The organism is uncultured Fibrobacter sp. (assembly GCF_947166265.1).
GTDB lineage: Bacteria > Fibrobacterota > Fibrobacteria > Fibrobacterales > Fibrobacteraceae > Fibrobacter.
The window spans coordinates 37,761-50,645 of sequence record NZ_CAMVDO010000011.1 but is presented as its reverse complement, the minus strand read 5'-3'; the positions used below and the strand labels follow the sequence as shown (position 1 = coordinate 50,645).

Genomic DNA, 12,885 nt, shown 5'->3' with positions numbered 1-12,885 from the left:
AAAATTACTTGATTGCAGCTACATCGGCTGCAATTTTTTGAATTTTGTCGGCAGAAGCTTTCCAATTGAATTGCCTGACCCATCCTTCTATTTCGTGATCGTATTTTCCCTTGTCGTTGATCGAATTTTCTAGGGTGTGCGCAATACTTTGGGGATCGCTAGGATCGAAGTATTTGGCGACATTTCCACCGACCTCGGGGAGTGACGACGTGTTGGAGCAGGCTACAGGCGTTTTGCATGCAAGCGCTTCGAGGACGGGAAGCCCGAATCCTTCGTAGAGGGAGGGGAGTACAAAGAGGTCTGCAAGATTGTAGAAGCAAACGAGATCTTCTTGGCTAACCATTCCTGCGTGGATAACCAGGTTTTCGATGCCAAGGTCACCTTCTATGGTGGCTTTCGTTCGCCCGTCGAAAGCTTTTCCTATAAGAACGAGCCTGCAATTTTCCTTGCCGTTCATTTGGGCAAAACCCTTCAGAAGGCCGTTCAGGTTCTTGTGGGGGAGCAGGTTTCCTACGTACAGGATGATTTTCTTGTCGCGGGGAATGTTGAACTTGTCATACAGGTAGTCGACTTCGTCTTTACTCTTTTGGACAAATTCATTTCCGGCGGCAAGGGGGATGACCGTTATTTTGGACGGATCCACCTTGTAAAAGCACAGAAGGTCGCGCTTGGTACTTTCCGATACGACCATAATGTGATTTGCTCGCTTGCAGACAAACCAGAAAATGAACTTGAAGTACCAATGCACAATTTTCATCGGCAAAAATTCGGGATAAACCAAATGAGTCAGGTCGTGGATGGTGACGATCATTTTGCCGCGGTAGAAAAGCGGAACGTTGCAGTGCGGAATGTGCAAGACATCGGGCTTTTCTCGGTAGAGCGCTCGGTACGGAAATTTCAGCTGTTCTTCGTAGCCATAAATGCTGCTGATAAAGGGAATGTGCTTGGGGATGTTGCCGTAGGGCTCAAGATTCTTGGGGTCGCCAAGAGCGATTGTATAGGCAACATCCTTTAGCCAATGCTGAATGCATGTTCCGATTCCGGTGCGGTTGACCATACGGGCGTCAATGGCGATTTTTAAATTCTTATTTCCGGTATTGCTCATAAAAATTGCTTTTTTTTGACGAAAAATACATTATTTTGCAAAACAGGTGCTTTTTATTGCATCTAAAATAAAAAAAATTGCAAATAAAAGGGATTTTTGTTATATTATTCTTACGAATAAGAATGGAGGACTTTATGAGTCAAAAAATGGTGAAATGGCTTTCGGCTTCTTTGGTGGCTATGGGAGCCTTTCTTTGGGGATGTTCCGAATCGGATCCGGCTCCAGATAAGATAATCTCTAACGATGATTCGGTATTCCAGAAAAACGACTCCAAGAATATGTGGGCTCGAATCGATGAATTGGGCATTGCCGGCTATTTCGATTCTCTTTCTCAAGACCAGGGGGCTCCCATTATCGGTGGCTCTGCCCTTGTGAATGGCCGTTGTGCCGCTCCGGCGCTTGCCATGGATGAAAATACCCGCTACTTGGACGAACTGGAATCGCTGTTTGACGAAGGCGAAATGGTCGAAGGTGTCTGCGGAAAAGCACTTAAGTTGCAAGATGGCCAGGTGGCCCCTCTCGGTGTGAACCTGATTGACTCCATGAAGGTCGGAACGGTAGAATTCTGGTTCCGCCCGAACGAAGACTTTTACGACAATGCACGAACCCTTATCGGTAACGATGGCGCCCGAATTCATTTCTTCTATAAAGATGGCGAACTCTATTTCCAGAAGAACCATCATAACTTGCATTACTATGTAAATGGCAAGGCAAAACTCAAGGACGATGACTGGAACCTGATTGCGGGCCAGTGGGGCGATGGTTATATGAGCGTGTGGGTTAACGGCAAGTTGATTGCCCATGTGGAACATGACAAGGGTTATGCTCCGGCTCAGCGCGGCATTCCGTTTGAAAACCTGGTGGTAATCGGTTACAAGTCTAGCTGCTGCATGGAAGGCCCCGGCCAGTATGCAGCAATGACCACTTCGGGTTCCTTCGACCAGTTCCGCATTTCCAATATTACGCGATACAAGATGGCTGATGATGCCGTTGTTGAACCTGATACTTTAAGTTCCGATACGGCTGTTGTTGATACTTTACCGAAGGATTCGTTGGTGGATGACACCTTGGTTAACGATACGATTGTTGACGACACGATTTTGAATATCGATACGGTGCCCGCGCCTTTGGAACAACCGTTGTGGTCGCTGTTGGCGGCTCAGGGATCGCGCTACTTTGAAAATGCTACGGTTCCGGTGGCATCGGCTGCCGTTAAGAAGTGTGTCGCACCTGCTCTTGTAATGGACGATTCCACTCTTTATCTAGATGAACTTGAAACGGTCTACCGTGAAGGTGAATCGGTCGATGGCGTTTGCGGCAAGGCGATTTCCTTGAAGAGTGGTGAAGTCGCTCCGACAGGAATCAATCTGGTCGATGCGATGGCTGCCGGTACGGTTGAATTCTGGTTCCGCCCGAATGACGATTTCTTTGAAACCGCCCGTACGCTCCTCGGCAACGATGGCGCCCGCGTGCATTTCTTCTACAAGAATAGCGAACTTTATTTCCAGAAGAACCATCATAACAAGCACTTCTTTGTGAAGGGTGCTGTAGAACTGAAGAAGGATTGGAACCTGATTGCCGGTCAGTGGGGCAACGGCTCTATGAGCCTTTGGGTGAATGGCGAAAAGGTTGCCGATATGGTTCATACAGAAGGTTACGAAGCTGCCAGCCGCAGTAATCCTTACGAAAACTTGTTCGTAATTGGATTTAAGTCGGACTGCTGCATGGAAGGTCCTGGTCAGAATGAAGCTATGACAACTTCGGGTGCGTACGACCAGCTGAGAATCTCGAATGTGGTTCGCTACAATTCTGAAGATCAGTCCTCGGTTCTTGAACCGGATACGACGATTGCTATGGATACGATTTTGACCCCAGTGGACACCACTGCGACGATTGATCCTATTACCTCTTCAAATTCTCATGATTCGGGTTATGTTGATTGGATAGACTATACAGACACGGAACGTTATCCGCTTGTCGTGTATGATTCTTTGGGTAGAGCGGCTATTTTTGGCATTCCCTTTGAAGATTCAAAAAAATAAAAAATCAGAACCTGTTTAAACCAAGTCCCGCATCGCTGCGGGCTTTTTTCTTAGGCTCCATTTACTAAATTGCAGTTATGGCTTTTGTTCACCTCCAGGTTCATTCCGAATTTTCTGTTTTACAGGCGTCCGCCCGTCTCGATGATATTTTGGCTGCCGCCGCCGATGAAAACGCCCCTGCCGTAGCCCTTACCGACCATGCGGCTATGTTTGGCGTCCTTGAAATACAGACGCGTGGAAAAGACATGAACAAGGGCCGTAAGGAAAAGGGGCTTCCGCCGGTCAAGACGATTTACGGGTGCCACATTTACGTGGACACTTCGAGTGCGAACCAGAAAGACCCGATTACCTTTGAACGCCTGACGCTGTTGGTCGAAAACGAAAAGGGCTACTACAACTTGCTCCGTATCGTGAGTTACCGTTACGAAGACGGCGACCGCTGGGCTGAAATTCCGTCTGTTCCCCTTTCCGTGGTTGAGGAACACAAAGAAGGTATTATTGCCATTGCGGGGGACTTTTTTAGCAAGTATGGCCAGAATGTGGCTGCCGGACGCAATAGCGTTGCCCGTGAATACATGGAAGCCCTCGACAAGATTTTCGATCACGACCATCTGTACATTTCGGTGTGCGACAATGGGGTTAAGCAGCAGGGCTTGCTGAATGAGTTTAATGTAAAATTGGCCGGCGAACTCGGGCGAGAAATTGTAGCTGTGGGCGATGTTCATTACATTAAGCCCGAAGATGCCCAGGCGCATAAGATTTTGCGCTGCATTGCGCTAAAGGAAACCCTGAACGGCTTTGATGACAAGCGCTTTCCGACGGACAAGTTCTATTTCCGCAGCGAAGCCGAAATGGTGGAACTGTTCGGGAATATTCCGGGCGCCATCGAAAATACGGTCAAGATTGCAGAACGATGCAATTACACGGTCAAGACCGGTATCGGCGATGAATTCTGGCCGCGATTCAAGATTCCCGAAGATTTTTTGGCCTCTGATGAATACCAGAACATCAAGGCGATTATGAAGGCGGAATACGACGCGGAATATCCGGTCGTACGCGAACGCGAACTCAAGGGTGTCATCAAGGACAAAAAGAAAAAGGTGACGGCGACCTATTGTGCAGACAAGGGAATTGCCGAAGATGCCCTGACCGATGCAGACAAGGCCGAAATTGAACGTTTGTCTCAGCCGGAATTTTTCGATGAGGACGACCAGAAAGCTTGGGACAAGAGTGTTCGCCGTTGGTGTAAACCGGGCGGCGATGCCGACATTTACATTACGCACCTTTGTAATCAGCGTCTCAAGTGGCGATTCCCGAAAGAAGACTTTAAGTTCCCTGCCCACGAAACCGATGTGGGCAAGCGCATGTACAAAGAAATCAACTGTATCCGCAACATGAACGTGGCGGGCTACCTGTTGATTGTGTGGGACTTCATTAACTGGTCCCGTGAACATGGGATTCCCGTGGGCCCGGGCCGTGGTTCTGCCGCTGGTTCTCTGGTCACTTACATTATCGGTATTACCGACATTGACCCGCTTACTTTCGATCTCCTTTTTGAACGATTCCTGAACCCCGAACGCGTGTCCATGCCGGATATCGATACCGATTTTGCGGACCGTGACCGCGGTCGCGTGATTCAGTACGTGACGGACAAGTACGGCAAGGAATGCGTGGGCCAGATTATTACCTACGGTATGCTCAAGTCCAAAGCGGTGATTACCGACGTGGCTCGCGTCTTGGGACTTCCGCCTGCCGAAGCAAAGCAGATTACCAAGCTGTTCCCGCAGCGTACCTTGAACTTTAGCCTAAAGCAGGCTTGGACGGGTAAAGACAAGAAGGGCAACAACCTGGAAGACGGTTACAGCCCGGAACCCTTGCAGGCGATGATTGGTAGCCGCGCCAGCTACCAGAACCTTTGGGATATCGCTAAAAAGCTCGAAGATTTGCCGCGCCAGACGGGTGTGCATGCTTGCGGCGTGGTGATTACGCCGACCCCGATTTATAACCTTGCGCCTTTGTACCGTGCTGCCCCCGAAGATACTCCGGTGGTGATGTATGACAAGCACTACGCCGAAGACATCGGACTTTTGAAGATGGACTTCCTTGGCCTTATCAACTTGTCGATCATTCAAGATACGGTGAGCATGGTCAAGAAGAATCGCTCGATAGAACTTGACATGGGCCACATTCCGCTCGATGACAAGGAAACGTTCGACTTGCTTGGCAAGGGAATGACGACGACGGTGTTCCAGTTTGAATCTCCGGGTATGCAGAAGTACCTGCGCGAACTGAAGCCGACGCGAATCTTTGACCTGATCGCTATGAACGCCCTGTATCGTCCGGGGCCGATTGACCAGATTCCGCACTTTATTGCCCGTAAGAATGGCCAGGAAGAAATCGACTGCTACCATCCTGATTTGGAACAGGTCCTCGGCGAAACTTACGGCGTGATTGTGTACCAGGAACAGGTGATGAAGCTTGCCCAGATTCTGGGCGGGTATTCGCTGGGTGGTGCTGACAATATTCGCCGTATCATGGCGAAAAAGATGCCCGAAAAGATGGCGAAGCTCGAACCGGAGTTCTTCAGAAAGTGCGAAGAAAAGGGCTACGACCATGACATGATTCAAAAGGTATGGAATGCGGTGCTTCCGTTCTGCGGATACGCATTCAACAAGAGTCACGCTGCGGCCTACGCTTACGTGGCTTACCAGACGGCATACCTCAAGGCTCATTACGGGCCTGAATACATGGCCGCTTCGATGACCTCGAAGATGGGAAAGACCGAAGATATCGTCACCATTATTTTGGAATGTAAGCGTCTCGATATCGATGTGGTTTCGCCGAATATCAATGCCTCGATGGGCGAATTTGTGGCAACTCCCGATGGAAAAATTCTGTTTGGCCTTGCCGGAATTCGAAATGTCGGTATCGCGGTTGTCGAAGATATTGTGGCCGAACGCGAACGTCGCGGCAAGTTTAAGGATATCTTTGATTTTTGCAAGCGCGTGACTGAATTCCAGGGCGAACAGAAGGAAAAGCGTCCGCCAATGAACAAGCGCTTGATTGAAAGCTTGATTATGGCGGGTGCCCTGGATGAACTGCCGGGAAGCCGTGCGGTGCTGATGGCGACCGTAGACCGTGCCATGGAAGTGGCGTCGAGGTTCCAAGAAGATAAGGACCGCGGACAGATGTCGCTTTTCGATATGGGCGGAAGCGCTCCTTCGATGGATAGCTCCGCTGAGGTCCTTGAAGAAGCCGAAGAATGGACGGCGATGGAAATGCTCAACAAGGAACGTGACGTTCTTGGCATGTTCCTTTCGGGCCATCCGCTCGATGAATTCCGTCCGGAACTGCAGGGGTTTACCTCGTGTTCCCTGGATGAAGAAGAACTGTCGCGCCATGTGGGCGGTACGGTTATTGTGGGCGGTGTCGTGACCAAGCTGCGTTCTATTGAAACCAAGAAGGGCGATACCATTGGTGTGGGGTCTATTCAGGATTTCCACGGCGACCTAGAAATGTTCTTTAAGAAGGACCTGTGGGAAAAGTTCCGCGATACGGTGGCGCTTGATGACCGAGTCCTTGTCAAGGGAACCCTGGAACAGCAGCGCATGGGCGATGGCGTACAGATTATTGTAGAAGAAGTCATTCAGCTGGATCGCGTGCGTTCAGATATGGTGAGCCATATTCACATGGTTCTTTATTCGTCGATGGTCGATGATTCGTTTAGCGATAAATTGCTCTCTGCGATGGAAAAGTACGAACCTTTCGAAGGGGAACGCGGTTGCGAAATTGTGGCCCATGTCGAAACGGAATCGGGAAATGTCCATGTGCTCACCCTGAAAAATAAAAAGGTGGTGTATACGCCCGAACTGTTGCAGTTCCTTCGTAAAGACCTGGGTGTCCTGAAAATTTGGGTGTCTAACCGCGCAAAACGGTAAAGGAATATGGCGTGTAAGCCGTACATTCTGATTTGCGCTGGAGAAGATTCCGGTGATGTTATCGGAGAACCCTTGGTAAGGGCGCTTCTTTCTGAAAATGCGGCCTTTCGAAATATTTTTGTTCAGGGGTCGGGCGGGCACCGGATGCAAGATGCGGGAATGATTCCCCTGGTTGATTTTGAAAATTTGCCCGTTTCGGGGTTTGGCGATGTGTTGCCCAGATATTTGAAACTGCGTCAGAGCTTTAGAATTCTAAAATCGGCTCTTGAATCGCCGGAATGCTTGGGGCTAATTGCGATTGATTATCCCGGCTTCAACATGAAATTGGTTAAACGGGCGGGGGAGTTGCATAAGCCAGCCTTATATGTGGCGCCTCCGCAGGTATGGGCGTGGAAACGCGGGCGTGCGAAAGTTCTTGCCCAAAACCCTTATGTCAAACTTGCGGTATTCTTTGATTTTGAAGAGCGGGCTTACGCAGAGGCTCTCTGCAACGTTGTGCGCGTAAAACATCCGTTCGTTAATTCGGAATTCGGAATTCGGATTTCGGAATTGTACATCGAGGAAAATACGTCATTGCGAGGGATCTCTGCGACCGCGGCAATCTCTAGTCAAAGCTGTCTGTTATTGCCGGGGAGCCGTAAGTCGCAGGCGTTGCGTAATTTGCCTGTTTACCTGAATACCGTCGCGAATCTGAATCAGCCTCCAGAGTCGGTCACGATCGCCTGTGCCCGCAGTGAACTTGTGGCGCCTATTCAAGAATTTGTCACTGATTTTTGTAATTTACATTGTTTAAAGAATCTTGCGAATGTGCAGGTGGTCGAGGTGCCGTCGGAAATATCAGCCCGAAGGGCGTTCTTTGGCAGCTATTTCTTTGCTCTTGCCTGTCCAGGTACGGCGACTTTAGAACTTGCCTTGTCTGGCATTCCGTTCGTTGTTTGCACCAAGCCGGATTTGCTGACTTATTGTCTAGGGCGAATTTTTATTAGGACAAAGTATTTTGCCCTGCCCAATATCATCTTAGGAAAACAGGTGTATCCTGAGTATATTCTTGGCCCTTTCCAACAATGTGCCTTGGCAAAAAAAATTGATGATTGCTTGAATGGAACGGAAAATGCTCACTTGCACGGGGCTGAAACCTGTAACCTGAAACCCGAAACCTCGAATCTTCACGCAAAACTCTCGGTGGGCAAAACGCTCGAAGGGCTAGCGCTTGAATTTCTTGGCCAATTCGTCGAGTGTAAAGCGCAGTAGCGTCGGGTGACCGTAGGGGGATTTGAGGGGCTCTTCGGTGAGCATCAGTTGACTTACGAGTGCGGCCATTTCTTCGGGCTTTAGCTTGTCGCCGGCCTGGTAGGCGTTCGTATTTGCCCAGGCTTTCGCGATGGTGTCTTGCACCTTTACCATGTCGCCTTCGCCTTTACCTTCGTCGCCGATGCTATCCAGAAAGTCCTTGACCGCCTTGATGGCGCGCGAAAGCGGGAGTGCGCTTGGAATCGCGCGTATCTGATAGGTTTCGCCGCCGAAATGTTCGATGTAGAATCCCAGATGCTTGAACTGATCCTCGACGCTTCGGAGTGCTTCGACTTCTATTTTGGAAAGGTCCAGAAGTTCGGGGAACAAAAGTTCCTGACTGTCGAGGGCTGAACCTTTTTTTAGAGTCTCTAGAGCTTGTTCATAAAGGACTCGCGAGTGTGCCGCATGTTGGTCGATGACTAAGAGCCCGTTGGAATCTTCACCTGCGATATAGGTGTTTGCAATCTGAAAAAAAGTCGGCGGAACCCACTGTGGTGTGGGGGCGGGCGTTTCGTTTACATGGCCTTCGAGCGAAATTACTTTGCCTGCTTCGGGCTGGCTGAACATGTCCTGTGCAAGGTCTTCGGCGGGGTGGGTCTCGCGATGTCTTTCGTAGTTAAAAGGCGTTGCCTGGCGGTTGGACATTTCAGGAATGTCGCCCGAGGATTCCTTTGTAGCAAAATCAGAGGGGCTTGGGGCAAAATTCGATGATGGCTTGTAAATCGGTTCTTCGAAGCCGTAGGGAACTTTGGGATTGTCTTGTACTTCGGTCGGTTTCGTTTGCGAAATGCCCGCGATTTCATCGCTTAAGTCGATGAACGGTGAATTCGACTCCATATTCTTTGTAAACGTATCGCGAATGGCGTGGGCGACAACCAAGAAGACTAGGTTCTGATTGGCGAAACGGACTTCCCTCTTGGCGGGGTGTACGTTTACGTCGAATTCCATATCCGGCATGTCCATGAATAGGACAGATACCGGTTTGCACTGTGCCCCGTAAGGTTCGTAAGCCTGCTGCACCGCTTTGCTGATCATCTTGCTTTCGATAGGGCGGTTGCGGATAAATAAAAATTGGTGGTTCCGCTTGCCGTTCGTTTCGGTGGTTGGGGAGATGTACCCCCAGATATGAACGCCCGCTTCGGTGTAGTCGACGGGAAGGAGTACCTTTGCGATTTTTGAACCGATTGCCTCGGCGATGCGGTTGCGGAGTTCTCCGGGAACTCCCGTGAAAACGGACTTGTCGCCGACTTTATAGTCAAAGCGAATTTCAGGATGTGCAATAGCGGTTTTTAGGACAACGTCAAAAATGCGCGTGCTTTCGGCAGTTTCGCTGCTTAGGAATGTGCGGCGTACGGGGGTGTTGTAGAATAGGTCTTCGACTAAGAATGTGGTACCGCGGCTTGCCTGAACGTCTTCTTTTCGAATAACGTTTCCGCCTTCCAAAACGAGTCGGCCACTGTCGCCTTCGTCTGTTGCACTTGTAATCGTTAATTTGGATACCGCGGCGATGGAGGCAACGGCTTCGCCTCTAAAACCGTTCGTCTGTAAGTGAAAAAGGTCGTCGGCGCTAAAAAGTTTAGAGGTCGTGTGGCGTAAATAACACAGGTCCAGGTCGGCGGAATTCATGCCCTTTCCGTTGTCGGTCACCTGGATTTTTTTCTTGCCACCTTCTTCGATTGTCACCTGAATTCGGGTGGCTCCGGCATCGATTGCGTTTTCAATAAGTTCCTTTACTGCCGATGCTGGGCGCTCAATAACCTCGCCTGCGGCAATTTTATTGATGATTTCATCGGATAAAACATGTATTTTCGCCGTTTTCATAGCCCAAATATAGCCTTTTGAACGAATATTTCGTATTTTTTGCTAAATTAAGAAGACAAATGGCTGAGTGGTATTTTTGGTATCATTCAAAAGAGTGAGGTATAAAGTGCTTTCAAATCTCTTCCTGCAGTTGACTCACATTGAGTTGCTTATCTCTTATCCGGTTAAGGACATCCTTACCCTTATCAAGCGGGATTCTCGCTTTAATGTCAAGGTGTTGAACGACATCTACTTTGAGGATTCTTTTGTTGACGAGGGCATCCACAGGTTGATGATGAACAACGTGGTGAACTGGCTGTACGAAAGGGGCGAAAATCCGGATGCTTTCGTGCAGCGCATTATAGACCGCTGTGCCTCGTTCGAGGCTGTTCCTGCTCGTAGCGTGCTTCGCTCTTATCTGCCTTACGTTTCGCAGTTCTATGCGACCGAGGATGTCCGTCAGCTCTGCCTCGACATTATCCCGAAGCGTTACCCGCTCCTTACGAATTCGAAGTTCCTCCGTCGTGACCTGGTGGATGGCTTCCGCAAGGAATATTTCTCTTATCGTTTCGATTCTCCGGGTATGCTCATCACGAACCCGATGCGGTGGTTCAACGGCCTGGTGCAGATCGGCACGATTCTTTTGAACACTCCGCCGTATGAACTGATTGAATACAAGGCTTCCCAGACGTCTTTTGTCGAAGCTCTTGAAAACCGAGTGCCGGCCGAAGTCCGCGATGATGGTTGCGTTTACGTGAACGGTCGCCAGGTCGGTAAGTATATGACGTTCGGCGATTGCCTTGAAGAATACGGTCTTGAATGGGAATTTGAAGCCGAAAAGAAGATGGCTTGTATCCGTGCTACCGAAGATGTCATCGACGAAAAGGTGGGCGCGGTCCTGATTCATAAGGGCTGCTATTACGGCGCACCGGCAAGCGTGGTCTACTTTGATTACAAGGCAAACGTTGTCGCTCCGGAACCGTTCAACAAGTTGATGAGCGCTGTGGTGAAGCAGGAATTCGATTCCTGGGAACCCATCCAGAAGGCTCAGGAACAGTTGCTCGAAGCGATGAACGACTCCGTGACGGTCATCTACTACAAGAGCGACGATTCTATTTCTGTGAACAACAAGCACCTGATGCGTAACGTGCCTGCCCGTATTCTTCGTAACCTGTTGCGTGAATACAGCGCCACGGGCCGTGAAGAATTCGAGAACCGTGAATTCAAGCGTGACTCCTCGATTTGCATGGACCCGCTGCGTCCGAATTTTGAAAGCCGCTTGAACCGCGTCATTGCTCACATCAACGGATCCGATGACCCGGAACATCCGTCTGAAGGCGTAAAGAGATTCTTCGAAATCGAACGCCATCGCCGCGGTGGATTCCGCTTTGTTCCGAAATGTAAGATTATTTTTCGCGAAGAGTAAACATCTAGTTACTTTGTGCGAGAATGTAATTGAAACGGATTAGGAAAATAAGTAATTTGGTAGTTCCGGATCGAAAATAAAAGGGTATATTTGTAATTGTGAAACGGTAGAAGGGTAAATCCTGAAACGACACTATCATTGCTCCCCTCCTGGTAGGTTCAAGGTTCCACATACCGATTCATATTTTCTCCTTCTTAGGAAAGGGTTCCCGCAAGGGAGCCCTTTCTTTTCTTTTGTCCCTTTAGGGACAAAAGAAAAGCCGGTTCAGCGGCTCGGATATGTCGATGCAAGCATCGACGCATCTCTCGCCTTGGGAACCGGTCTTTATTTAATTCGGCTGATGGCGTGTAAATAAAGCCAATTCAGCGGCTCGGATATGTCGATGCAAGCATCGACGCATCTCTCGCCTTGGGAACCGGTCTTTATTTAATTCGGCTGATGGCGTGTAAATAAAGCCAATTCTACGGCTCGGAAATGGCAATGCAAGCATTGCTGCTTCGCTCGCCTTACGAGTTAGTCTTTTTTATAACGCATTGATGCCACAAAACAAAGCATGTCCTATAGTAAAGCAATGGCACCGCGAAGCGGTGCCTGTAAGTTGAAACAAATTAAAAATCGAAATTAGCCGTGATGCTTATCGTGGTTGGGGCAGCCGCAGCCACCATTTCCATCGCAGTTTTCCTTTTTGCCCTGGCCACCGCATTCGCATTCGTGGTCTTCTTCACCGCACTTGCATTCGCCTTCGCCCTTGCCGCCACAGCAGCAGTGGTGTCCGGGATTCAGTTCTTCTTCGGTAGCTTCGCGAACGGAAACAACTTCAATCGCAAAGTTCAGATTTTGACCGGCGAGTTCGTGGTTTGCGTCAATGACTGCAGTCTTTTCGGAAACGCTCTTCACGCGAATCGGCATCGGGCCTGCGGGCGTATTGGCGTAGAACATCATGCCTGCTTCGACCTTTTCGACTCCCTGGAAAACGTCCAATGGAACTTCCTGCGTCATCGATTCGTCGTATTCGCCGTAGCCTTCGGACGGAATCACCTTGACGTCAAACTTGTCGCCCACGTTGTGGCCGACCATGGCCTTTTCCAGTCCGACAACAATCATGTGTGCGCCCTGGATGTATTGCAGCGGTTCGCGACCTTCGGAGGAGTCGATGACTTTTCCTTCGTCGGAGGTCAGGGTGTAGTGCATTTGGACAACGGTCTTGTCGGCAATCTTCATGGAAAATCCTTTTTTGTTTTTGCGGTGCTGTTCCGCGATAAGAATGGGTGTCAAATATAG

7 protein-coding genes are annotated in these 12,885 nt (G+C 49.5%); 4 read left to right on the top strand and 3 right to left on the bottom strand.

Translation table 11 applies throughout. The annotated features are described in order from the left end of the window. Positions 1-4: 4 nt before the first annotated feature. Positions 5-1,105: a glycosyltransferase family 1 protein gene (locus tag Q0W37_RS07470; protein WP_297700261.1), complete on the bottom strand. Its 1,101-nt coding sequence runs from the start codon at positions 1,103-1,105 to the stop codon at positions 5-7. A 134-nt stretch (positions 1,106-1,239) separates the two neighbouring features. Between Q0W37_RS07470 and Q0W37_RS07465 the strand changes: the two genes are divergently transcribed. From Q0W37_RS07465 to Q0W37_RS07455, 3 genes are all read left to right on the top strand, one after another. Further along, on the top strand, positions 1,240-3,147 hold the full coding sequence (locus Q0W37_RS07465; RefSeq protein ID WP_297700259.1) for a LamG-like jellyroll fold domain-containing protein: 1,908 nt from the start codon (positions 1,240-1,242) through the stop codon (positions 3,145-3,147). Between the two features lie 77 nt (positions 3,148-3,224). Then, a complete protein-coding gene (gene dnaE / locus Q0W37_RS07460; protein ID WP_297700257.1) occupies positions 3,225-7,085 on the top strand; it encodes a DNA polymerase III subunit alpha in 3,861 nt (1,286 codons plus the stop codon). Between the two features lie 6 nt (positions 7,086-7,091). Next, complete coding sequence (locus Q0W37_RS07455; RefSeq protein WP_297700255.1) at positions 7,092-8,336, top strand: hypothetical protein; 1,245 nt, start codon at positions 7,092-7,094, stop codon at positions 8,334-8,336. Here the strand turns inward: Q0W37_RS07455 and mutL are convergent. Further along, entirely contained in the window at positions 8,289-10,199 is a 1,911-nt protein-coding gene (mutL, locus tag Q0W37_RS07450; RefSeq protein WP_297700253.1) for a DNA mismatch repair endonuclease MutL, read from the bottom strand. The two genes, Q0W37_RS07455 and mutL, sit on opposite strands and share 48 nt — an antisense overlap. Positions 10,200-10,305: 106 nt before the next feature. Here mutL and Q0W37_RS07445 point away from each other — a divergent pair, with 106 nt between their 5' ends. After that, positions 10,306-11,604: a hypothetical protein gene (locus tag Q0W37_RS07445; protein WP_297700251.1), complete on the top strand. Its 1,299-nt coding sequence runs from the start codon at positions 10,306-10,308 to the stop codon at positions 11,602-11,604. Between the two features lie 621 nt (positions 11,605-12,225). On the opposite strand, the gene Q0W37_RS07440 is transcribed toward Q0W37_RS07445, so the two are convergent. Then, positions 12,226-12,825 (bottom strand): peptidylprolyl isomerase, encoded by a 600-nt coding sequence (locus Q0W37_RS07440; RefSeq protein ID WP_297700249.1) that lies wholly within the window; start codon positions 12,823-12,825, stop codon positions 12,226-12,228. Between the last annotated feature and the right edge of the window lie 60 nt (positions 12,826-12,885).